The organism is Desulfovibrio sp. (genome assembly GCA_016208105.1).
Taxonomy (GTDB): domain Bacteria; phylum Desulfobacterota; class Desulfovibrionia; order Desulfovibrionales; family Desulfovibrionaceae; genus Fundidesulfovibrio.
In genome coordinates this window covers 1-23,766 of the sequence record JACQYS010000025.1, presented here as the reverse complement: position 1 = coordinate 23,766, position 23,766 = coordinate 1, and the positions used below count along the sequence as shown (strand labels likewise).

The following is a 23,766-nucleotide window of genomic DNA, read 5'->3' as shown; positions in this document are numbered from 1 at the left end:
CTTCTTCAGGTGCAGGCACGCCCGGAACCTCTGACGCCAGTTCGCGGAACGCGGAAATCCTGATCGAAATCAGAGGGCTCACAAAAACCTACCAGCGCGGCGGACAAGTGATCCCGGTACTAGCAGACATCTCCTTCGACATCGAACGCGGGGAGTTCCTGGCTCTCATGGGGCCTTCGGGTTCTGGCAAGTCCACACTGCTCAACTGCCTGGCAGGCATCGACCGGGTCGATTCAGGCAGCATCGCAGTCAACAGCCAGGATATTACCCTGCTCGGCGAAACGGAGCTGGCCGAGTGGCGAAGCCAGAGCGTTGGCTTCATCTTCCAGTTCTACAATCTCATCCCGGTGCTCACCGCCTTGGAGAATGTTGAACTGCCCTTGCTGCTCACAAGCCTTTCTGGGCGCGAGCGGCGCGAACACGCTGAGCATGCTCTGGCGGCGGTGGGATTGGGCGACCGCATGGACCATTACCCGGCCCAACTCTCGGGCGGCCAGCAGCAAAGGGTGGCCATTGCCCGGGCCATAGTCACCGACCCTGACATCCTGGTTGCGGACGAGCCAACAGGAGATCTGGACCGGGTGAGCGCCGAGGAGATTCTTGGGCTTCTTGAGCGCTTGAACGTCGAGCTTGGCAAGACAATCATCATGGTCACTCATGATCCCCGCGCTGCCCAGCAGGCCCATATCCAGCTCCAGCTGGACAAGGGGGAGCTCTCCCGTGTTGCTGGTCAAGCTGGCCATTAGGAACGCCTTCCGCCACAGACTGCGCTCGCTTCTGACCATTCTTGGGGTCATGGTGGCCATCCTGGCCTTCGGCCTTTTGCGCACTGTCATCGACGCCTGGTATTCCGGAGTGGAATCCAGTTCCGCCAATCGTCTGGTCACTCGCAACGCCATCTCAATGACCTTCTCCCTGCCTCTGGCGTACAGGGAAAAGATAAGGGCGGTGCCAGGGGTAACGCAGGTCTGCCCCGGCAATTGGTTCGGCGGCATCTACATCGACGAGAAGAACTTCTTCGCCAACTTCGCCTACGAGCCCCAGACGCTCCTGGAACTCTACCCTGAATTTGTCATCGACGATGCGGGACAGAAGGCGGATTTTCTGAAGGATCGAAAAGGATGTCTCGTCGGGGCAAAGCTCGCCAAGCGTTTCGGTTGGAAAGTAGGGGATAGCGTCACACTTCGCGGAACAATCTTCCCTGGTGACTGGAGTATGACCGTGAGGGCCATCTACCGGGGAGGGCGGGCCAACACGGATGAAACCCAGTTTTTTTTCCACTGGGCCTATCTGGATGAAACCATGCGGGTGAATTATCCCCAGCGGGCCGGACAGGTGGGCTTTTATCTTGTGGGAATAAAGGAAGCGGACAAGGCCGCTGACATTTCCCGCGCCGTGGACGCCCAGTTTGTCAACTCACTCGCCGAAACGCTCACGGAAACAGAAAAATCCTTCCAGATGAGCTTCGTGTCCATGTCCGAGGCCATAATTCTGGCCATCAGGCTGGTCAGCGTTGTTGTTGTGCTCATAATCCTGGCCGTGGCGGCCAACACCATGGCCATGTCCGCCAGGGAACGTACGGGTGAGTATGCGGTTCTCAAAACTCTGGGCTTTCGCGCTTCAACAGTGGCCGTGCTCATAGCTGGAGAAGCTCTGGTGATAAGCCTTTCCGGGGCGGCTTTGGGCCTGGTTCTCATTGGACCTTGCGCCAGCGCTTTCGGGACATTCATGACCGATTTCTTCCCGGTATTCGCAGTGTCGGACGAGACCATCCTGTGGGGCATGCTCGCCGGTCTTGCGGTGGGAGTGCTGTCGGGTATCTATCCTGCCTGGTACGCGGCCCGGGTGCGCATAGCTGTCGCTCTGCGGAAGGTTGGATAGCGTGGCCATCCCGTTGAGCTACTCCTGGCGCAACCTGCTCACCCGCAGGGCCACCACCATCCTCACCGCTGGAGGCATGGCCTTGGTGGTTTTCGTGTTTACGGCCACCCTCATGTTGGCCGAGGGGCTGCGCCAGACTCTGGTGGCAACCGGAAGCCCTGACAACGCGGTGGTGCTCCGTAAAAGCTCCGAGACCGAGGTCCAGTCATCGATGGAGCGCAGCGCGGCCAACGTGGTTGCCTCCAGGCCAGAGGTCGCGGTGGATGGTGAAGGGCGGCTTTCCGCAGCCAAGGAACTGGTGGTTCTGATCTCTCTGCCCAAAAAAAGCGGCACATCCTCAAATGTGGCCATAAGGGGAACCAACTACGCTTCCATCGAATTGCGACCGCAGGTCGTGCTCCGGGAAGGTCGCCTGCCAGAACCCGGCTCAACGGAGATCATGGTTGGCCAAAGCGTGATTTCCAAATTCTCTGGGGTGAGCCTTGGGCAATCGCTTCGTTTCGGACAGCGCGACTGGACTGTTGTTGGTGTCTTCGACGCCGGAAACACCGGATTCGCCTCTGAGATTTGGGGTGATGCGGAGCAGCTCATGCAGGCTTTTCGACGCCAAGCCTATTCCGTCACCGTGGTGAAGCTCAAGTCACGCGATGACTTTAACGCCTTCAAGACAGCCATAGAGGCGGACCCGCGTTTGCAAGCGGAAGTGAAGGAGGAGCGCCAGTACTACGAGGACCAGTCCAAGGCCTTGTCGCGCTTTCTGCGGGTGCTGGGTATAACTCTCACGGGCATTTTTTCCATAGGGGCAATGCTCGGTGCAATGATCACCATGTACTCGGCCGTGGCCACCAGGGTGGGGGAGATCGGCACAATGAGGGCGCTTGGGTTCAAGCGCCGGGCGATACTGGCGGCTTTCCTGGCGGAGTCGCTCCTGCTGGGTTTCTTGGGCGGGGCAGGGGGGCTCTTCTTCTCGTCGTTTCTGTCTTTTTTGACCTTTTCCACCACCAACTTCCAGACCTTCGCGGAGCTGGCCTTCCGGTTCACGCTCACAGGCGAGATTGTCACCTGGTCTCTGGGGTTCGCCCTGTTCATGGGCGTGGCTGGCGGTTTTTTACCCGCGCTTCGAGCCTCACGCTTGAATATCGTTGAAGCGCTCAGGTCGGGGTAGGAGACTCCAGCCGGCCACAGTTTACAGTAAGAATGTTTGGATACTTATCGTACAGTTGACGGTTGTTTGAGGTCCAGGAGCATTTCGACCACTTCGTCGTCCGTGTTGCGCCACACGTCAAATCCCACTTTTTCGGCCAGCCCCTGCATGCCTTTGTTGTCCAGAAGGGCCTGGCCGGTAATGGACCCCGTGCCCCTGTCACGGCAATATTGAATGATTTTCTCCATCAAGCGCCTCCCAAGCCCCTGACCCTTCTGGTCGGAGCGGACAATGATGGCGAATTCCGCCGAGCTGTTGTCCGGCTTGGCCGAAGCCCTCACAACCCCCAGGGTTTCGCTCACGCCCTCTTCATTGGGCGCAGTGGCAATGAAGGCCATTTCGCGTTCGTAGTCGATCTGGGTGAGCCGGGTCATTTCCATATGGGAAAGTTCGCGCACCACCCCGAAAAAACGGAAGCGCAGATCCTCCGGCGAGAGGTGCTTGAAGAACTCGTAGTGGGCTGGCTCGTCTTCCGGGCGGATGGGGCGGATCATGATTTTGCGCCCGTTCTTGAGGACGGCGGATTCCTCCAGTTCTTTGGGGTAGGGGCGGATGGCCAACCGGTCCTGCCCGGAAGCCATCACGTCGGCGACGCGGATGCGCGTCCCCAGTACAGCCACCCCCTGGCTGTCCGCGAAGAGGGGATTGATGTCGATCTCCTGTATCTGCGGGACGTCAATGAGCAACTGGGCCACCTGTATGATGGTCAGGCAGATGGCGTCTATGTCCGCTGCCGCCCGGCCGCCCAAACCACGCAGGAAGGCTGACACGCGGGTCCGGTTGATGAGGTCGCGGGCCAGGCTCATGTTGAGTGGCGGCAGGGCGATGGCCTTGTCCTGAGAGAGCTTGGCAGCAAGGCCGCCCTGGCCGAAGCGGAGGTACGGGCCGAACACGGGGTCCACCTGAGCCTGGAGCAAGAGCTCCTGGGCTCCCCGGCGCCCCATCTTCTGGACGATGAAGCCCTTGATTCTGGCGCCGAGTTCCAGCTTGCGCGCTCGGGCTTTTACCGCCAGCGCTGCCTGTTTGAGTTCTTCCCTGTCCTCGATATCGAGTACCACGCCGCCCACGTCGAAAGGCTGGGGAATGTCAGGGGAGACCACCTTGATGGCCACGGGATAGCCCAGCTCCTCGGCCGCCTCCAGCACCTCCTCCGTGGTCTGCACCAGTCTGGAGTGGATTACCGGGATGCCATAGGCGGCAAGCACCACCTTGGCCTCGGGTTCTGTCAGCTCGCTGCGCCCTTCTTCGAGAACCGCCTGCACCACTCCCTGGGCGCACTCGCTGTCCGGGGTGAACCCGGCCGGAATGCTGGCAGGCATTTCCATAAGCAGTTCCTGGGTGCGGCGGTGGTTTGCCATGTCCAGGAAGGCTCGTACTGCGGTGTCCGGAGTATTGTACGTGGGAATTCCGGCCTGGCTGAAAAGAGTGCGTGCCGGTTCGGCCATGCCGTGTCCCAGCCAGCAGGTGAATACAGGGCGCTGGCTCTTCGATGCGGCTTTTATCACGGCCTTGGCGGCCTCTTCACCTTGAACCGCGGCGAAAGGAACGTGCATCACGAGAACCGCGTTGGGCTCCTTATCCTTTAGTACGGCGGCCAGGGCGTCGTGATAGTGTTCAGGAGTGGCCGTGAGTCCCATGTCGATGATGCTCTCGCGAAGCCAGTTGGGGCCCAAGAGTTCACGCAAGGTTTGGCCGGTCTGTTCGGACACGCCAGAGAGCTTGCCACCGCGTTCCACAAGGGTGTCCGCGCTCATGACGCCGATGGATCCGCCGTTAGTGAGGATGGCCAGTTTGTCGCCCTTGAGCTGCTGGGAGCGGGCCAGGGTCTGGGCGGCGTCGAACAGGGCGTCGATCTCGAAAACACGCAGCATGCCCGCGCGGCGGAAAGCCTCGTGGTAGACCTCGTCCAGTCCCTGGCCAGGCCTGGCGATTGATTCGCCGCCAGGGCCACGCCTGCGTCCGGGCTTGACCACCAGAACAGGTTTGTTGCGCGCGGCGGCCCGGGCCGCGCTCATGAACTTGCGGGCGTCGGACACCGACTCCAGATAGAGCAGGATGGAGCGGGTGTTGGGGTCCTGGGAGAGATAGTCGAAAAGGTCATGGTATTTGAGGTCCAGGCGGTCGCCAAGCGATACCACGTAGGAGAAGCCGATTCCGTGCCCCCTGGCCCAGTCAAGAACACCGGTGAACAGCGAGGCGGATTGAGAGATGAAGGCGATTCGCCCCTTGGGCGGCTCCGCAGCCACCAGGCTGGCGTTCAAGCCGATGGGAGGAATGATGAGCCCCAGACCGGAGGGTCCGAGGATGCGGATGTCCTCGTCCTCGGCCGCGGCGAGCATCTTTTCCTGAATCTCCCATTTTTCCGCTGGCGTCAGTTTGGCATATCCAGGGCAGAGGGCCACCGCAGCCTTGACGCCGCGCCGGCCAAGCCGGAAAATGTAGTCCGGGGCTTCTGCGGGGGGTATGCACAGGATGGCCAGGTCAGGAGTAAGGGGAAGGGTGTCGACCCCCTTGTACGCCTCGACGCCAAGCACTTCGTCCTCGTCCAGGCACAGTGGCATCACCGGGCCCAGAAATGCTCCGGCCAGCAAGTTTTCCATCACCACCCGCCCAACGTGTCCGGGCTGGTTGGAGGCACCGATGACAGCCACGGAGTTGGGCTTAAAGAGTCCGTCTAGATTGGCAACGCTCATGGTCCGCCGCTTGTTGATATCCTGAGGTTGGGCTATTACTACCTTACTTTTTGCAGGATAGTAGTCCCGCAACAATACGGCAAGCCTCATTTTCGTTGCGCCAAGGAGAGCCATGAACCACGCGAACCGTGAACGCTTCTGGGACGAGCGAGCCAGAGAACTTATAACCTGGAGCTCGCCGTGGACCAAGGCCTGCCCCGAATCATTCACACCCTCCGAAAACTGGTTTGAAGGGGCGACCCTCGATGTGAGCGCCAACTGCCTGGACCGGCACATAGAGGCGGGCAGGGCGGATGTTCCCGCCCTGATCTGGCAGGGTGAGCCCGAGGACGAGGCAGCAGTCTTCACATACGCCAAGCTCCAGGAGCAGGTGCGCAGGGCAGCCGTGGTGTTGGCCGGACTCGGAGTAAGCAAGGGGGACGTGGTGGGGATTGCCCTGCCGGCGTTGCCTGAATTGGTCATCGCCATGCTCGCACTGGCCAGGCTTGGCGCGGTGCATCTTGTCATTCCTGCGGGGATAGCTCCCGCGGTGGTGCTGGAACGCATGCTAGCATGCAAGGCCATCCTGTTCATCACCTCCGACGGATATTTCAAGGCTGGCCAAGCCGTCAGCCTGAGCCAGCCCCCGGGAGGGCCGCGCCGCGTGGTAGTCCGCCGCACGGGCAGACCCATGGAGGACGAGAGACCGGATGATCTGTGGTGGCACGAACTCATGGATTCCCGGGGTGCTCCACCGATGCTCCCGGGGACGGTTCACGGTGCATCCGATCCGCTGTTCATTCTCTATACTTCTGGGTCTTCCGGCTGTCCCAAGGGGCTTGTTCACTCTGCGGGCGGATTCCTTACAGCATGCGCCTATTCGGCCAGGCAGGCCTTCGGGGGCGGCCCGGGAATGACGATGTGGTGTCTGGCCGAGCCCGGCTGGATCATGGGGCATGCCTACGCGGTGTTCGCGCCCCTGTGCCTCGGGGCCACCACGCTTCTCTATGAAGGCTCGCCCGGGTACCCCAGGCCGGACCGCATCTGGCGCATCGCCCAGAAGCACCAGGTGGCAACGCTCATCACCACTCCCGCCCTGACCGGCCAACTCATGCGCGAAGGCGAGGCCTGGCCTGCGGCGCGTGACCTTCCCGCTCTCAAGCTGATCGTGAGTGTGGGCGAAAAGCTCACCCCGGAGAGCCGTCGCTGGCTGGCCCGCTCCGTGGGCAAGGGCCGCGCCCCGGTGGTGGATGCCTGGGGCCAGACCGAAACCGGCGGCGTGCTCATGATCTCCGGCAGCCAGGGAGGATTGGCTCCCCTGACCGGAGTGGATGTTTCGACCGGCGAGGACGGGCGGCTCTTACTGGACAGTCCATGGCCAGGTCTGGCCATTGGCCTGGTGGGAGGGACACTGGAGTTCTCAGGACGATACGATACCGGAGACCTGGCCCGCACATCTCCAGACGGCAAGATCATCATCCAGGGGCGCTCGGAACTTGTCGGTAACGAGTTCCCCCTGGCAGCGGTGGAAGCCGCGGTTGCCGCGTATCCGGACGTGGCAGAGGCCGCTGCCGTGGCGTCCGGAGAGCAGGTGGTCGTCTATGCCACTTTGAGGGCCGAAGCCGCCGAACCCTACGGCATCGAGGATGTGCTGGCCGATGTGGTCCGCAAGGAAGTGGAAGGCCCGGAGTTTCCACTGGTGATCCGCGTGGTGGAGGAGCTGCCCAAAACCCGCTCGGGCAAGATTGCCCGCCAGGCTCTGCGCGGCGCGGCCGAGGGCCGAATGGGAGACGTTTCCGGGTTGGCAGACCCCTCGGTGATGGGCGCGCTTTTGGACGGGAAGGATTCCCTCTTTTAAATATGAACGTGGTTGTCACTTGACTTGACGATTACGAGGCATACATACAACCCCGTCCGCAATCGGTGATGGAGGCGTTGCCTTGGCGCTTCTTATAGCGTTCTCATTTCTTTTGGTGCTCCTGCTTCCTGGGGAGGCCCTGGCCTGGGGGCCCGGCGTTCATACCGCCGCGGCCCGGTTCGTGCTGGCCAACCTCGATCTCGTGCCTGTGAGCGTCGCCTCGTTGATAACCCAGTTCCCCAACACATACCTGTACGGCTGCCTGAGCGCGGACTTCTTCGTGGGCAAGGGAACGAAAGGAAAACCGGGTCACAGCCACAACTGGGATTCGGCCTTCCGCCTGGCCGACGCGGCGCACTCACCCCAGCTCATGGCGCACGCCCTGGGCTACATGTCCCACCTGGCTGCGGACGTGGTGGCCCACAACTACTATGTGCCCGACGTGATGGCCCGTACGGCCATGCCCGGCAATCTGGCGCATGTGTACGTGGAAATGCAGGCGGATTCGCACCTCACCGGCGGGCATGCCCTGAAAGGCCGTTTGTCCCGGCCCTCGCAGCGCATGGTGGACCGCAGCCTTGTGGCTGCCTTGGATAAGAATCCCCTTTCCTATCTTTGCCGCAAGCGGGTTTTCGGTGGCAGCGTCAGGCTCTCCAGACTGCGCGGCTGGAATCGCTCCTTGCGTTTCGCCCAACGTCTGATGCCACTGCCCAACGGAGAAAAGCCCGTAGAGGACATGTTCGAGTTGTCCCTTCGGGCGGTTTTTGATGTGCTGCATTCGCCGGAAGAGTCTGTCCTTAAAAATTTCGACCCCATCGGAAGCGCGAACTTGGCCAGGGCCAAACGCAAGCGCGCGGCGTCCGTGGATGAGCGTCTGCTCGGGCTTCCGGCCCTGCCAATCCTGGTGTTTCAAGACGTGGCCTAGAGCGTTTCCTGTGCGGCCCAGAAAGGGTTGCAAGTAATTCGCAGAAGCCTCCCACAGCCGAAGACTCCCTTTCCATCCATGCCCTGCTGGTCTTTTTGAGCCGTATCTAGCGGAGTTTGCCACGTAGCGGAAATGTGAGCGGAGTGGTGGCCAGGACCATAACGGCCACGATTACAAGCGTGGTCACAACGCCCAGGGCATCCCCCAACAGCCCGTAGAAAAACGGTGCGACCGCGCCGGACCCGATGCCCACCGTGTAGAAGAAGGCGAACGCTTCGTTGCGGGGAGGGTCCACAAGTTCCGGCACGCTGCCGTAGAGGATGCTCGAGGTGCCGTTGAGCACCACCCCCAGGACTGGGCACAGGAGCAGTTCGCCCGAAAGCGGCAGGAAGACCATGCACAGGATGGCGCAGGCCGTGGCCGTCTCTGTCAGAATAACCGAGCGCAGGATACCCAGTCGGGATGCCAGTATGCCGCAGGCGAGCTTGCCGGCCGCGCCTCCTGCGAAAATTAGCCCCAGAGCCAGCCCAAGGGTGGGCAGGTCCGCGCCCTTGTCTCTGAGCAGGAAAGGAAGGAAGGTGAGGAGCCCCACCCTGGTGGCGCTGTCCAGAACGCCTATGGCGGACAGGGAGGCGAAGGCCGGGGTTATGGGAAATGTAAACCAGCCGCTTCTCGTCTTGCCCGCAGGAGCGTTCATCGGGAGCGATGCATTCGCGCGGGCCAGGGTAACGGCCACGATCAAACCTGAGGCAATGCCGCAGAGACTCAAGAAACGGATGGACGATTGCCAGTCGAGGCGGGCGATGAGAAGGGCGGCGAGGCTTGGCATCAGCAATTTGCCGACATCGCCGATGAAGTTGTACGCGCTGAGCGCGGTGCGGCGGTCCTGGCCGGCATAGGCGTTGGCGATGGCCGAGGAGGCCAGAGGGTGCTGGGCGCTGGAGCCGAGGCCGCCCAGGAAGAGCAGAATGCCGATGGCCAGGAAGGTTGAGCAATAACCGGTAGCGAACAGGGCCAGGCTGGTGATCATGGTGCCGGTCACCAGGGTGGGCAAGAGTCCCAGGCGAGTTCCCAGCCTGCCCGCCGGTAGTTGGAAGCTGGCCATGGTCCCTGAGAAGAAGGTCTTGAGCAAGCCGACCTCCAGGAAACTCAAGGAAAAAAGCTGCTGCCACACGGGAAAAAAGACATACAGCATGTCTGTCAGGCCGTCGTGGGTAAGGTGAGCCAGGCAGCCGGCGACAAGCACCCGGGTTTTCCCCTGTGAAGAAGCGGGCGAATTGGGTTCGTTGGTTCGTGGGGCTGGCATTTTTTCTTTTGAGCGGGCTTGCATTGCGACTCGTTATTGAAACGTCTAGACATTACAGGAGAGGCTGCTCATCCGTCTACTCCCGCCTCTTAATCCGGTCAATATTTGCTGGAAGTGTGATCGGTTAGGAACACAATGGGGCTTGATGCGGCAGCAAAAAAAGCCGGAGGGATTGCTCCCTCCGGCTGGTGGCGGGCTATGCTTGGTGCCTATCTCAGTTCCCTCAGCTGGGTTTGGGCGCTCCTGGCTTCCGGGCTGCCGGGATAGCGTTTCTCCACATCCTGAAAAACGATCTTCGCGGCCTGGACTTTGCCCAGCTTGCGGAAGCAAAGCCCCTGCTTGAGCATGGCCGAGGGGGCCATGGGATGGTTGGGATACTTCTGGATGAGGTCCTGGCAGATGAGCGCAGCCCTGGCGTAGTCGCCTTGCTGGTAGTTGGACTCGGCCTGCCAGAAAAGGGCGTTCGGAGTCTGCCTTGAGGACGGGTAGCTCTTCACGAGTTCCGAGAACAAGGTGTTGGAGCGGTCATAGTCTCGCTGGTTGAAGGCTTCCATGGCCATGTTGTAGATGGCTTCGGCCGGGTCTGTGCTGTCGGGCCCCATGGTGATGGGGCCAACCGGAGCCGTATCAGAGAGTGAGGGAGTATGTCCGGACGAAGAGAAACCCGGACCGGACGAGGAAGGAGCGCGGGCCCCGGTGTCCACGCCCAGGGTGGCGGCCATGCGGGCCACGGTCTCTTCCAACTGGGCCAGGCGCTTGTTGACATCCTCCAGGGTGAATCCTCTCCCCTGTCTGCCCAGGATGGATTCTATCTCCTCCAAACGCATACGCATTTCCTGGGAGCGGGATTTGAGCGAGTTCATGTCGGCCTGCATGTTGGCCTGGGCCAGCTGCTCCTGGTCGATGGGCTTGGAAGAGGGGGCGCAGGAGGTTAGAACCAGCGTCGCAAGGATGAGCATTACAGATTTCATGGTCAGCTCCGCAGGTATGATTCCACAGATTGGGTTTTGGAAGTAAGCCCTGACGCGCGCCCGGCGCGCCAATCGACCTTGAGGGTCAGGTAGACGCGGTCCTGGTCCTCCTTGAGGGTGTTGAAACAGCGCGTCACAACGTCCATCACTTCCTGCCAATCCCCTTCTATACAGGTCCCCATGGGCCCAAGCTGGTAGGGAAGGCCGGAATCCTTGATAACACCCACGGCCTTGGCCACATAGGGCGACAGGCTCCCCTGTGCTCCCAGAGGAAAGAGAGAGAGTTCGGCAATGACGCTCATTTTTTCTGTTCCTTTTCGGCGGGTACCGGAGCGGTCACAGGCCAATCCGGGCGGGCGGCCCATTCGGTCCAGCCGGCGTCGTAGTATTTCACGTTGGTGTAGCCCAGAAGTCTGGTGAGCACCCACCACGTCTGCGAAGCCTGGTGTCCGGTGCGGCAGTGCACGATGACCGGGTAGTTCTTGGCGGGGATAACGGCTGAATAGGCCTTTTCCAGCTCGGCCACGGGTTTGAGAACCACCAAGTCCCCTTGGCCCTTGGCGTGGTCTTCTGTGAAGGGCCGGTTCACGGCCGAAGGTATGTGGCCGGCCCGGGCCTCGTCGGATTTTGCTCCCGTGTAAAATTCCACAGGGCGCACGTCGATGATCACGGTCTTGCCGCTGTTCATGGCCGCGAGGACCTCTCTGCCGCTTACGGTAAACCCGTCAGGCGCATCTCCGGTTTCTGGAGCCGGATGGCGCACGGGCGTCACCTTGGGAAGCACGGTGTCCTTGGGGAGATTCCCGGCAGCCCAGGCCTTCATGCCACCCGAGAGCACGGCGTAGCGCGAATGTCCCACACGTTCCAGGGCAACCGCCAGAAGCGTTGCGTCGTGAGGCGATTCCCCGGACACTATCACCACCAGGTCGCGGGACGTGATGCCCATCTGCCCCAGGTGCTGGGCTATCATGGGGCCGGGCAGGAGCATGGAAGGCAGCCCGCCCACATTGCCGCGTAGGCTTTCCAGATGAAGCGACAGGCTTCCGGGAATGTGCCCCGAGTTGTACTGGGGCTGGGGCCTCAGATCCACGACCTTGAGCCCTGGCTTACCGAGATTTGCCGCAAGCCAGGTGGTGTCCACCAAGCCGGGCAGCTGGCCTGGGGGCGAGAGCAAGGCCGGGGATGTGGGTTTGGTCAGCTCGGCTGGCAGGAAGAACTGCCTGGCGGCGCGGATCTCCGCGGCCTTTTCTTGCGTAACGGGACCTTCGCGAAGCGATGCCGGCTTGAGAACCGTGTCGAAGAATCCGGCGAGTCCGTCCGTGAGTATATACACGTTTGCAAAGCCCAGACGTGCTAAGGCGTCCCGGGCCTGGGCCGGGTGGGTCATGCCGTTGGAATAGAGCACGATGACCCCTTGGCCGCGCTTTGGGGCAAGGGCTTCAGGCAACTTGGAAATGGGAATGTTGGAAGCGCCTTTGAGGTGGAAGGTGTCGAATTCCTCTTTGGAACGGATGTCCACCAGGGTGAGTGTGGAGTCGTTGGCCATGATCCGTTTGGCCAGCTCTTCGGGCTCCATGTGGTCCCTGCCTGACTGGACCGCAGCCAGAATCTGGCCTTCGGATGGAGACGTCGAAGGCTGCGTCTGAGCCGGGATCTGCGTGACCCCACTGGTGGGAGCTTGCCGGACCTTGGCCAAGTCCAGCTTGGGCATGTTCAAGGCCACCAGGGCGAAGATGCACAGGGCCACGCTGAAACCGGCCAGGAAGAGCCGGCTCACTCCTGGCCGGGCGATGGCCGGGCCTCGCTCTATAACCTCGGAAATCCAGAACATGGCCACGGCCGATACCGTGAGCCCCAGCACAAGCTGGTCCTTGGTGATGTCCAGGCTTTGGTACAGAAACACCACGCCTTTCGAGCCTGTCGAGGCGTGCGGGGCGATCCAGGGGAAGGCCTCGTTGTAGCCGATGGAACCGAGCACGATGCCTGCAAGAAACATCAGGGCGTCCAGCCGGCCCGAAGCCAGGCCGACCGCAGCAGTGCCAGGACACCAGCCCCCCATGGCGAACCCGAGGCCGAAGATGACACCGCCCACGGCGTGGGCACCAAGGATGGTCGGCATCTGGTAGAGGGCGTCAAGGCTCACCACTCCCAGGCGTTCAGCGGCCACCAAGCCGATGGCGGCCGTGACCATGGCCGAGAACATCACCTTCACCACGGACATGTCAGTAAAATAGAAAACGCCGGAAAGGCGCCTGGAACTGCCGAATCCGGCTTTCTCCAGGCAGAGTCCGAAGCAGAAGCCCAGGGCCAGGGCGGCCATGAAGCCCAACGGGGCGTTCAACTGGCCTGTTGAGTAGAGTGTGTCGATCATTTCCACTGCCTCCTGAATGCCCAGGCAGTGAGATACCCTGTGGCGAACAGGCAGCCCATGAATACGAAGCTGCCGGTGAGAAGCAGCGCTCCGCCGCTCAGTCCCTGCCCCGAGGTGCAGCCCTGGGCCAGACGCGAGGCGAAGCCGGCCAGAACGCCACCGATGAGAGCCAGGATCAGGCGTGTTGAAGCGGAGGCTGTCGGACCTCGTTCCACCTTGAAACCGATGCGCCCGCCCGATGCCGCGGAAATAAGGCCTCCCGCGAAAACTCCAAGGACCATGAAGATCAGGTAATAGGACAGCGGAGCCGGAAACCACGGCCCGAAATAGGCGCTTGCTTCCACCCGGGAGGGGAAAAACTGGTGTTCGATCCAGGCGCCGAAGCGGGCGAAAGCTCCGGATGCCCCAAGGCCAGTGCCGAGAATGAGATAGGAGGCCAAAAGCGTCAGCCCAAGAAACATCCCAGCCAGATAGGGGTTCATGGGCGGAGCGTTCGGGATATTGGCTGCGACGGGAGCGCCCTTGAATGTGTCGCCGACAGCGGCTGAGCTGACGGTTCCGGCGGATTGCTCGGCGTCTCCGGTGGGCGTTTCAGCGGAATCTTGCGGAGTATCTGGTATCTTTTGATCGCTCATGATTTAACATCCTGCGCTTTTGGAGGCCGGGGGTTGCGGGGCCTGAGGAGCCGGAGCTGGCGCTCCGGGTGCGGGGGAAGAGGCGGGAGCTTTCTCCTGCTCAGGTGCAAAAGCCGGAGCTGGCGCATTGCCCAGCGGAGTTTCTTTCACGGCCAATCCTTTTTCCTTGGCTTCCCACCATGCGGTGATTCCGCCCTTGAGGACCAGCACCTGGCGCGAACTCCTCTGGGAGAGCACCCCGGCCACGGCGAAGGCCTTGGTGCCGTCCTTGTCCACCAGGAGAATGGGGCCGTCGCCGCTTTGCAGGGATTCATCAGCCAGCGCGGCTTCCGGCTCCAGGCCGATGCTTCCTGGCAGAGCGTAGTCGGCGATCTCCAAGTGGGACCTAATGTCCACTATTTCGAACCCGGCCGGAGGTTTGGCCAGGAGCTGTGCCGCCTCCTCAGGGGAGACCGGCTTGGGAAGGGCCGCGCTCTTGGCCAGGGAGTCCCCCGAAAGGCTCGCGAGGGCAAGAGCGATGAAGACCGCGATCGCTATAAGCCGCGGAAGTGGTGTCATGTGTGTTTCTCCTTGATCGACTTGGTAGCACCAAGGGGATTTTTTGCAACCCCGTGAGTCCAATACCTTGAGGAGGTTAGCTTTTTTTTGCTCTCCAGGAAGCGTTTCTCCTCAAAGCGGCAATTGACCTTCCCCCCGCCATCTTTTAGAGGGCGTTTGCACATATGTCAGCAGGTGAAAAATGGTAGATCCGTCGCGCATAAGAAACTTCAGCATCATCGCCCACATCGATCACGGCAAGTCCACCCTGGCCGACCGCATCCTCGAGGTCACCAAGGTGATTACCGCCCGGGAGATGCGCGAGCAATACCTTGACAAGATGGACCTGGAGCGCGAGCGGGGCATCACCATCAAGGCCCAGACCGTACGCATTCCCTTCAAGGCCCATGACGGGCAAGATTACATACTCAACCTGATCGACACCCCGGGGCACGTGGACTTCTCCTACGAGGTGTCCAGGTCGCTTGCCGCTTGCGAAGGAGCGCTCCTGGTGGTGGACGCCACCCAGGGAGTGGAGGCCCAGACCCTGGCCAACGTCTTTCTGGCTTTGGACAACGATCTGGAAATCATTCCTGTGCTCAACAAGATCGACCTTCCCTCCGCCGATGCGGAGCGGGTCAAGAGCGAGATCGAGGAAGCCATAGGCCTGGACACCAAGGATTCCGTGTCCGTGTCCGCCAAGACCGGTCTTAACGTGGACAAGGTGCTCGAGGCCATTGTGGACCGCCTGCCCGCCCCACGGGGCGATGCCAAGGCTCCGCTCAAAGCGCTCATCTTCGACTCCTGGTACGATGCCTACCAGGGAGTGGTGGTTTTGTTTCGGGTCATGGACGGCACCTTGAAGGTGGGCAGCAGGGCCAAGATGTTTTCCACTGGCGCGGAATTCGAGGTTACAAAACTCGGCGTGTTCTCCCCGGGGCCGGTGGACATGACCGAATTCGGTCCGGGCGAGGTGGGCTTCTTGTGCGGAGCCATCAAGAATCTGCACGAGGCCCGGGTGGGCGACACCATCACCCTGGCCGGCAATCCCGCGCCTGAACCCCTGCCGGGGTTCAAGGAAGTAAAACCCATGGTGTTCTGCGGGCTCTACCCCGTGGACGCCAGCGACTACGAGCAGCTGAAAAACGCCCTGGAAAAGCTCCAGCTGAATGACGCGGCCCTCACCTACGAGCCCGAGACCTCCCAGGCACTGGGTTTCGGCTACCGGTGTGGCTTCCTGGGGCTTCTGCACATGGAAATCGTGCAGGAGCGCCTGGAGCGGGAGTTCCAGGTGGAACTCATCGCCACAGCCCCGTCCGTGGTCTACAAGGTTGAGAAGCAGGACGGCACCACCATTTCCATCGACAACCCGTCCAAGCTGCCCAAACAGCAGGACACGGTCACCCTCTACGAGCCCTATGCCAGGGTGGAGGTCCATGTTCCCAACGAGTACGTGGGCAACGTGTTCAAGCTCTGTGAGGAAAAACGCGGCATCCAGAAGGACATCCGCTACCTGACCGCCACCCGGGTGATAATAACCTACGAGCTGCCCTTCGCGGAAATCGTCTACGACTTTTTCGACCGGCTCAAGTCCGGCACCCGGGGCTACGCCTCCCTGGATTACGAACTGATCGACTACCGGGCCTCTGATCTTGTCAAGCTGGACATCCTGTTGAACGGCGACCCCGTAGACGCCCTGGCCGTGATCGTTCACCGCGAAAAGGCCTATTATCTTGGCCGCGATGTGGCCTTGAAGCTGAGAAAGGTCATTCCTCGCCAGATGTTCGAGGTGGTGATCCAGGCGGCCATCGGGGCCAAGGTGATCGCGCGCGAGAGGGTGGCCCCCCTGCGCAAGGACGTCATCGCCAAGTGCTACGGCGGCGACATCACGCGCAAGCGCAAGCTCTTGGAAAAGCAGAAAGAAGGCAAACGGCGCATGAAGCGCATGGGCAATGTGGAGCTTCCCCAGGAGGCCTTCCTGGCCGCCCTGAAAGCAGGCGAATAATCCCGATGGCCCTTTTGGGGGTCCAGGGGAATCATTCCCCTGGCGGGTGCAGGGCGGAGCCCTGCCGGGGCACGGGGCGGTGCCCCGTTTCTCTCTAAAAAGAAAGGACACAGAATGAATCCTCGCTGGCAGAAATTGCTCAAGGAATATGTTGAGGCTCTGGCCGTCGCGCTGGTCTTGGCGCTCATCATCCGCACCTTCGTGGTCCAGGCCTTCAAGATTCCTTCCGAATCCATGGTGGAAACCCTGCTTGTGGGCGACCACCTGCTGGTGAGTAAGTTCTCCTACGGGGTCAAGCTGCCTTTCATGGACAAAACCATCATCAAAACCGGCGATCCGCAGCACGGCGATGTGATCGTGTTCGAATACCCCGAAAACCGCGACCTGGATTACATCAAACGCATCATCGGGCTGCCCGGCGATGTGATCGAGTTGAAAAGCAATGTCCTCTATCGCAACGGGCAGAAAGTAGACGAGCCTTACAAGAAGGTTGATCCGGCGCCCGTGGGTGGCAACAGGTCCACGTTCGGTCCAATCACCGTTCCTGCCGACAAGTACTTCGTCTTGGGAGACAACCGGGACCACTCGCAGGATTCACGCTACTGGGGGTTCGTTCCCCGCGAATACATCCGGGGCAAGGCCTGGGTGATCTACTGGTCCTGGGGCGGCGGTACAGACATGCGCTGGGGACGGATAGGAAGCGTCATCCGCTAACTGTACGAGCGACCATCAGTCCATTGAAGCGCCCTGTCCCATGCGGACGGGGCGCTTTTTCATTTCGCCGTTCGGAAGACTCCCCACAGGCGTTGCCAATTTTGAAACCAGGGCAGCACAAGAAAACTGTTGTCGGGGTTTGTATGTAAAGTGCTATTTTCAGGTGTGGCGGCATGTAACGGACTGTGGATTTAAAGCGCATAAAGCGGTATTGGTTCGCCCGAACGATGCCCCCGGCCGGGGTGTTGGTTTTCGAACGGAACATGTCCGGAGGTGGTCTTGGCCCTGTCTCGTGCATTATGCGCCGCCCTTGTCGGAGTGGAGGCCCATACAGTCGTTCTGGAAGCCGACGTGGCCCGCCAGGGCATGCCGTCGTTCACCATGGTAGGCTTGGCAGAAGGAGCGGTGCGCGAAAGCAAGGAGCGGGTGTTTGCCGCGCTCAAGAACCGGGGCTATAAGCTGCCGCCTTCGCGCATCACCGTGAATTTGGCTCCTGCCGACATGCGCAAGGAGGGTGCGGGCTACGACCTGCCCTTGGCGCTGGGGCTCCTGGCAGCCGCAGAGGCAATTCCAGCCGATTCGCTCGCGGGTTATTTCTTTTCAGGTGAGCTCTCCCTGACCGGGGAAGTAAAACCCGTGTCAGGCATTCTGCCCCTGGCCATCCGGGCCAGCCGGGAAGGGGCGCGAGGCCTTCTGGTCCCGGCTGCCAACGCCCAGGAAGCCTCGGTGGTCAAGGGACTGGACGTGTTCGCAGTGGACTCGCTGGATCAGGCCGTACGCCACCTGACCGGCGAGGAACGTCTGCCCCCCACGCCCTTCGATGCGGCTGTGCTCGATCCGGACCAGGGTCTCTTCCCTCTGGATTTCGCCGAAGTGAAGGGGCAGGAGCACGCAAAGAGGGCCATCGAGATCGCTGCGGCGGGCGGACACAACCTTCTGTTCATGGGACCGCCAGGATCGGGCAAGACCATGCTGGCCAAACGCATCCCCACGGTTTTGCCACCCCTCAGCTTTGATGAGGCTCTGGAGGTCACCCGGATCTATTCCGTGGCCGGCGAGCTTTTGCGCGGGGGATCGCTCATCACTGTTCGCCCCTACCGCTCTCCGCATCATACCATTTCGGATGCCGGGCTCATCGGCGGGGGAAGCGTTCCCCGGCCGGGGGAGGTGTCCATGGCTCACAGGGGGGTGCTGTTTTTGGACGAACTGCCGGAGTTCAAGAAAAGCGTGCTGGAGGTGCTCCGCCAACCCATCGAGGATGGCCGAGTGACCATCGCAAGGGCCTCCATGAGCCTGACCTACCCGGCGGAATTCATGCTGGTGGCGGCCATGAACCCTTGCCCCTGTGGCTTCAGGGGTGATGAACGCCACGACTGCACCTGTACGGGCATGAAGGTGCGGGGGTATCTGTCCAAGCTTTCCGGTCCGCTTCTGGACCGCATCGACCTGCAGGTGGAGGTCCCGGCGGTGCCCTACAAGGACTTGAAGGCCGAGGCGGGAAAAGTGGATTCGGCCACCATGCGGCGAAGGGTGCTTGGAGCCAGACACGTGCAGGCCGAGCGGTTCCAGGGAATAAAGATTCGCACCAACAGCCAGCTCTCAGGCAAGGCCCTGGGAACGTTCTGCCCCATCACTGAAGACAGTCACCGCTTTCTGGAAATGGCCAACGCCCGCCTGGGGCTTTCGGCCCGGGCCCACACCAGAATTTTGAGGCTGGCCCGCACCATAGCTGACCTGGATTCAGAAAAGGACATCCGGGTGGAGCACTTGGCCGAAGCCATAAATTACCGGAATCTGGACCGGCAGACCGCGGCGTGAACCTCGGATATTCCCGTGGGTTGCTTCAGGGCATGTCCAACGATTCAAGGAAGCTTGTCGTGGCCACAATCTTACCCGCGCTGTCCAACTTGAAGACCTCCACCACGTCGCGTTCGAATATACCTTGGTAGTGGATCACGAAGCTGTCCACTCCCAGGTAGACGTTGTGTATCTTGATGTGCAGGTGCGGCATCTGTTCCAGCGCTTTGGCCCAGTATGGTGTAAGGGTCGCTTTGCCGCACAGTACCCCGTCCTCCTTGCCAAGTAGAAGACAGAATATGGGATTGGTTGCCTGAACATCCTCGTGGTAGTGTTTGAGGATACTCACAAGGTCGTGTTTGTTCCAATCGTCAACCAGACTTTGGGCAATCTCGCGAACTTGGGACTTGTCGAGCATGACACTTCTCCACTTCAGCGATTACTTGGGGGGGCACGGATGAGCTCAATCCGAGGGGGAGATATTCTGCTTCGATGCCAGGCGCGTCAATATCACTTTTGACTTGGCAAATTATTGGTCCCGCAGTGGCAGGCGGATGGTGAATTTTGCTCCCATGCCCGGCCATGAATCCACCTCGATGGTTCCATGGTGGTTGCTGGTGACAATGAAGTACGACACCGACAGCCCAAGGCCCGTGCCTTCACCGACCGGCTTTGTGGTGAAAAAGGGCTCGAATATCTTGCGTTTTGTCATTTCATCCATGCCCGGGCCGTTGTCTTCTATTTCAATGCGAATAAACCTGTCCTCTCTTGCCGTGCGTACCACAATGCGAGCAGGCTCATGCCCGGGCTCAAGGCCGGAAAGAGCGTGGGCGGCGTTGCTCAGCAGGTTCATGAGAACCTGCTGGATTTGGGTTTTGGAACAGGGAACTTCCGGAAGATTCGGGGCAAAGTCCCTAACGATCAGAATATTACGAAAATCATACTTTTTCTTCAGACTGTAGTCCGTGGAGCAAAGTTCAAGAGACTTGACGATCAGCTGGTTTATATCCGTTGGAGCAAGTGATGATTCGCTTTTGCGGCTGAATTCCAACATGCCGGAGACGATATGCGCCGCTCTCTGGGCCGCGTCTTGTATAATGCCGATCATGGTGAGGATGTCCCTGCGGCGAAGGAAGTCGTGTATAACGGTCAGTTCGCACCCGGCCTCCCGGCTTGCCCTCAGGTTGGCCGGGGAATCGTCAGTCAGGCGGCTCAAAAGTACCTGGGCGCTTTGCATTATTCCGCTCAGAGGATTGTTGATCTCATGGGCCATGCCTGCGGCTAGCCCGCCAACGCTCATCATCTTCTCGGTTTGGATCATGATCTCGTGCAGACGCTCCTGTTCCGTGGCGTCGTCGATGCGTACAACCAGCCCGCCCGTGCTTTTGCCTTGCAATGGATAGAACAGGATGTTGAGAAGTTGGAGGTCGTTGTCTCTTGTGAAAGGAACTTTGCGCACGAATACCGCCTGCTTCTGGGCGAGCGCTTCGTCCAGCTTGTCCTTAAGCGAGGCCAGCATGGGCAGGGCGACCCACGGGGGTTTGTCCAGGATGTCCTTGCGGGCTACCCCGGTCATGGCCGCGGCGCTCTCGTTCCAGTGCGTGACAAGGCCCTGGTCGCTGATGCCGACCACTACCGAGGGCATGGAATCGAGGATGTCGTTCAAGAGGGCTCGGGACTGGCGGAGGTCCTCCTGGGTGCGCTCGCGTTCCTCGATTTGCTCGCGCAATTGGAGCGTCCTCTCCAGGACACGCTCTTCCAGGTGTTTCTTGTGGGATTCTACCAGGTCTCGTTGCCGCCGCTCTTCAAATATGACTCCTAGCATGAAGGAGAAGTTCTGGAGATACTCAAGGTAGGGGGTGAAAGCTTCAGGGTCGGTGACGGTTAGGAGGAGTTCTCCCTTGCTGAAAGACCCTGCGGAAATGGACAGCCGCGTGACGGAAACTGGGAGGCTCTCCGATGGAGACGGCGAATACTCGGCTCGCGCCACGCCGGGCACGTCTGTCAGGCCCCGGCAGACGAAACTGAAGACGGAGTGCTCATCGGGCAGGTTGACCACGATGCTCTGCATGAGCAGGAGTTGCCCCAGGGGCTTTGGGTCGAGCATGGGCGGGCCGTTGGCTTCACATGAGCCGTTCGCTCTGGAGATACTGTTCCGGTGCGATAAAAAATGGGTTGTGGACCACTGAATTGCGGACGATCATGTACGGGTGCACCTTGAGGACATCCATGATGGTTGCTCCATCAAAGGAACGGGCATCGTACTGGCATACGGCCGTCACGGGGTATTGCCGCAGCAGCATGCTGACCCGTGATTCATATTCCAGAAGGCGTGATCCACCTGGCAGATGCTGCACCTCGGGCGTCATTTCACCGATGACCCTTGCCGCTCTGTAGCCCGTGCCGGTGGCGTCCTCATAGAAGGTCCGCAAGAGACCCAGCATCCTTTCAGGATCGAAACGATCGTCTTGATAATAGACTTGTCGGGTCCCGGAAAGTGTCAACGAGCCGGACTCCCGAACCTTGGAGTAGGATATTCCGAAATTGGACAGATATTCGTCCAGGGCCTCTTCGGTGGCTTTCTCCGAAAAACAGCTGACACGCTCCCCCGCCTGCAGTCCTGACAAAATAAACTGCAGGAGAGCGTCCTGGCGTTCGTTGTCCTCGCTGAATATCTGGCAGATATGAACGCCCGGCTCGAACTGCTGTCCTGTGAACCCAAGAGATATCTTAAGCCTGTCAGACATGCTGTTCTCCTTTGCCAAAGCCCGGCGTAGACCCTTGGCCGCATCAAAGACGTTATGCTGTGAGAGGAAGTGGCCGCCCTCGGATTGCTGATGGTCGGATACTACTTGAAGATCGTGCCGAGTCAAGATTGCCCACATGGAAAAAGGAGATTGCCTGCTGCAGATGTTCGGCCTGGCTGGAGAGCTCCTCCGCGGTGGAGGCTATTTCTTCGGCAGCGGCCGCGCTGTTCTGAACCACCTGACTCAGCTGGTTCACGGCCTGATTGATCTGCTGGGCTCCGGAGTTCTGTTCACGCGAAGATGAGGCGATCTCCTGGACCAGAACGGCTGTCTGTTTGATGTCCGGTACGATGGCGGCGAGCATGGCCCCTGCCTTTTCGGCCACGGCCACGGACTCGACGGAGAGAGTGGATATCTCCGCGGCCGCTAGGCCCGAGCGTTCCGCCAGCTTGCGCACTTCTGCCGCCACAACGGCGAAACCCTTGCCATGCTGGCCGGCTCTGGCTGCCTCAATGGCAGCGTTCAAGGCCAGCAGATTGGTTTGACGAGCGATCTCCTCGATGATGGAAATCTTCTCAGCGATCTGTTTCATGGCGTTCATGGTCAAGGCCACGGTCTTGCCTCCTTCCTCGGCCTCGGCGGCCGCCTTCATGGCAAGAGCTTCGGTCTGAGCCGAATTGTCCGCGTTGTGCTGGATGGTGGAGGTCATCTGTTCCATTGAGGAGGAAACTTCCTCAACGCTGGCGGCCTGCTGGGAAGCTCCCTGGGACAGGGTCTGGGCTGTGGCGGAAAGTTCTTCACTCCCGGCCGCCACATTATCGCACGCGGTCTGCACTTCAGCCACCACATCGCGCAGCTTGGAAACCATGACATTGAGCGACTGGGCCAGAATACCGATTTCATCCTTCTGGGCGATGTCCAGTGTTGCGGTGAAATCGCCGCCGGACATGTTCCGGGCGAAATTGACGCCCTTAGTGACTGGTCCTGTGATCGCTCTGGTAAGAAAAACGCCCACCAGGATTCCGATAAATACTGCGGCTGCAGCCACCCCCGTATTGACCATGCTGGCACTGGTTGCGTCGGAGCTCATCTTTTTTCTTTGAAACTCCAGAGACTCCTGGGTGAGCTGGCTCATTTCAGCAGCCCGCGACACCATGTCCTTGACGGCAGCGAGCTGTGAATCCGAAGCCGCGAGCAGATCCGCAATCCTGCCTTTGTAGGCTTGAGCCTTTTGGGCGATATCCTCGATCATGGATCTCTCTTCATTGGTGGAGGCCATGGGGGTGAGCTCTCTGCATGCCTCCCCAACGGTGTCGAGGTGCTTCATGGCGTTGGCGGCCCGTGCCTTGTCGTCCTGCCACAGATAGTAGAGGACCTCGATCCGGGATGAGAGAAAGAACTGCATTATCTCACTCAATTTCCGGTGCATCCCTATGCTTCGGGCTGAGACCTGAGAGCCGCCCGCTGTGTTGGCCTTGTCCAACGCTCCACTGAGGGTCTTATTCAATTCTCCCGCCGCCTGCTGCAGGCCGACCGCAGCGGCGGCCATGGTCCTTACCGCCCCCATTTTGAATTCCTTGGCTTCGCGGTATTTCCCGAAGTCAGCTTCATAGAGAAGAACGGATTTGGTTATCGCATCCAGCTTTTCCCTGTTCCATGCATCGCTGAAACCACTTTTGAGAGAAGAAGCATCGGTACGGGCGGTCTCCAACCTCTTTCTGAACGAGTCGACCCGCTTCTCATCGTTGGCATACATGATGTTGAGGGCATCTATGCGGGAGAGAAGGGTTTCAGTGTAAATCTCACTTACTTTTTCAGACTTGGCGGCCCGGTCGGTCACCGAACCAAGGCTCAACCAGCCGACGGAAGCCACAAAGACGGTAAAAAGGATGAGGACCGCGAAGCCGATGCCGATTTTGATCCCGAGGGTCATGTCTTTCATGCTGACCTCTGTTCGGGCACGGAGATATGCCCACGATACATATTAGGGAGATTATTCTCCGTACGTGGCTATTGCCTTCGCTCCGCAATTTCCATACTTTATAGAAAGAATCTAGACTGTTGAGGAGGCTCGCCATGGCCAAACCTTACCACGATATGGACCTGATTACATTCCAGCGCCGGTTCGGAACCGAAAAGGCCT

The 23,766-nt window shown here is 60.2% G+C and carries 19 protein-coding genes; 8 read left to right on the top strand and 11 right to left on the bottom strand.

The window, feature by feature from the left end:
* Positions 1–56: 56 nt before the first annotated feature.
* Genes HY795_16260 through HY795_16250 form a run of 3 tightly spaced genes read left to right on the top strand, consistent with a single transcriptional unit; the run spans position 57 to position 3,046 of the window.
* Complete coding sequence (locus HY795_16260; protein MBI4806774.1) at positions 57–746, top strand: ABC transporter ATP-binding protein; 690 nt, start codon at positions 57–59, stop codon at positions 744–746.
* Positions 721–1,881 (top strand): ABC transporter permease, encoded by a 1,161-nt coding sequence (locus HY795_16255; protein MBI4806773.1) that lies wholly within the window; start codon positions 721–723, stop codon positions 1,879–1,881. The genes HY795_16260 and HY795_16255 overlap by 26 nt, the downstream gene beginning before the upstream one ends.
* A gap of 1 nt (position 1,882) precedes the next feature.
* Positions 1,883–3,046, top strand: a complete 1,164-nt coding sequence (locus HY795_16250; GenBank protein MBI4806772.1) for an ABC transporter permease — start codon at positions 1,883–1,885, stop codon at positions 3,044–3,046.
* A 44-nt stretch (positions 3,047–3,090) separates the two neighbouring features.
* Here the strand turns inward: HY795_16250 and HY795_16245 are convergent, their stop codons facing one another.
* Positions 3,091–5,778, bottom strand: a complete 2,688-nt coding sequence (locus HY795_16245; GenBank protein MBI4806771.1) for a bifunctional acetate--CoA ligase family protein/GNAT family N-acetyltransferase — start codon at positions 5,776–5,778, stop codon at positions 3,091–3,093.
* A gap of 112 nt (positions 5,779–5,890) precedes the next feature.
* On the opposite strand from HY795_16245, the gene HY795_16240 reads away from it, so the two are divergent.
* Positions 5,891–7,615, top strand: a complete 1,725-nt coding sequence (locus HY795_16240; protein ID MBI4806770.1) for an AMP-binding protein — start codon at positions 5,891–5,893, stop codon at positions 7,613–7,615.
* Positions 7,616–7,697: 82 nt separating this feature from the next.
* Positions 7,698–8,540 (top strand): zinc dependent phospholipase C family protein, encoded by an 843-nt coding sequence (locus HY795_16235; GenBank protein ID MBI4806769.1) that lies wholly within the window; start codon positions 7,698–7,700, stop codon positions 8,538–8,540.
* 106 nt (positions 8,541–8,646) lie between these two features.
* Here the strand turns inward: HY795_16235 and HY795_16230 are convergent, their stop codons facing one another.
* The 6 genes from HY795_16230 to HY795_16205 all read right to left on the bottom strand — a co-directional run bounded on the left by HY795_16230 (position 8,647) and on the right by HY795_16205 (position 14,381).
* Positions 8,647–9,846 carry an MFS transporter gene (locus HY795_16230; protein MBI4806768.1) on the bottom strand — a complete coding sequence of 400 codons (1,200 nt, stop codon included), beginning with the start codon at positions 9,844–9,846 and terminating at the stop codon, positions 8,647–8,649.
* A 209-nt stretch (positions 9,847–10,055) separates the two neighbouring features.
* A complete protein-coding gene (gene ybgF, locus HY795_16225) occupies positions 10,056–10,817 on the bottom strand; it encodes a tol-pal system protein YbgF (GenBank protein ID MBI4806767.1) in 762 nt (253 codons plus the stop codon).
* Positions 10,818–10,819: 2 nt separating this feature from the next.
* Entirely contained in the window at positions 10,820–11,119 is a 300-nt protein-coding gene (locus HY795_16220; GenBank protein ID MBI4806766.1) for an MTH1187 family thiamine-binding protein, read from the bottom strand.
* Positions 11,116–13,137, bottom strand: a complete 2,022-nt coding sequence (locus tag HY795_16215) for a YeeE/YedE family protein (protein ID MBI4806765.1) — start codon at positions 13,135–13,137, stop codon at positions 11,116–11,118. Before HY795_16215 ends, HY795_16220 begins: the two co-directional genes overlap by 4 nt.
* Positions 13,138–13,184: 47 nt before the next feature.
* Positions 13,185–13,670 (bottom strand): YeeE/YedE family protein, encoded by a 486-nt coding sequence (locus tag HY795_16210; GenBank protein ID MBI4806764.1) that lies wholly within the window; start codon positions 13,668–13,670, stop codon positions 13,185–13,187.
* Positions 13,671–13,826: 156 nt separating this feature from the next.
* Positions 13,827–14,381, bottom strand: a complete 555-nt coding sequence (locus HY795_16205; GenBank protein ID MBI4806763.1) for a rhodanese-like domain-containing protein — start codon at positions 14,379–14,381, stop codon at positions 13,827–13,829.
* Between the two features lie 181 nt (positions 14,382–14,562).
* On the opposite strand from HY795_16205, the gene lepA reads away from it, so the two are divergent.
* From lepA to HY795_16190, 3 genes are all read left to right on the top strand, one after another.
* Positions 14,563–16,365 carry an elongation factor 4 gene (gene lepA, locus HY795_16200; GenBank protein ID MBI4806762.1) on the top strand — a complete coding sequence of 601 codons (1,803 nt, stop codon included), beginning with the start codon at positions 14,563–14,565 and terminating at the stop codon, positions 16,363–16,365.
* A 114-nt stretch (positions 16,366–16,479) separates the two neighbouring features.
* Positions 16,480–17,079 carry a signal peptidase I gene (gene lepB, locus HY795_16195; GenBank protein MBI4806761.1) on the top strand — a complete coding sequence of 200 codons (600 nt, stop codon included), beginning with the start codon at positions 16,480–16,482 and terminating at the stop codon, positions 17,077–17,079.
* 279 nt (positions 17,080–17,358) lie between these two features.
* Positions 17,359–18,897, top strand: a complete 1,539-nt coding sequence (locus tag HY795_16190) for a YifB family Mg chelatase-like AAA ATPase (protein MBI4806760.1) — start codon at positions 17,359–17,361, stop codon at positions 18,895–18,897.
* Positions 18,898–18,922: 25 nt separating this feature from the next.
* Here the strand turns inward: HY795_16190 and HY795_16185 are convergent, their stop codons facing one another.
* The 4 genes from HY795_16185 to HY795_16170 form a co-directional block, all read right to left on the bottom strand.
* Positions 18,923–19,294 (bottom strand): nuclear transport factor 2 family protein, encoded by a 372-nt coding sequence (locus HY795_16185; protein ID MBI4806759.1) that lies wholly within the window; start codon positions 19,292–19,294, stop codon positions 18,923–18,925.
* 111 nt (positions 19,295–19,405) lie between these two features.
* Entirely contained in the window at positions 19,406–20,983 is a 1,578-nt protein-coding gene (locus tag HY795_16180; protein ID MBI4806758.1) for a PAS domain-containing protein, read from the bottom strand.
* Positions 20,984–20,999: 16 nt separating this feature from the next.
* Entirely contained in the window at positions 21,000–21,623 is a 624-nt protein-coding gene (locus tag HY795_16175) for an MEDS domain-containing protein (GenBank protein MBI4806757.1), read from the bottom strand.
* A gap of 52 nt (positions 21,624–21,675) precedes the next feature.
* On the bottom strand, positions 21,676–23,565 hold the full coding sequence (locus tag HY795_16170) for a methyl-accepting chemotaxis protein (protein ID MBI4806756.1): 1,890 nt from the start codon (positions 23,563–23,565) through the stop codon (positions 21,676–21,678).
* Between the last annotated feature and the right edge of the window lie 201 nt (positions 23,566–23,766).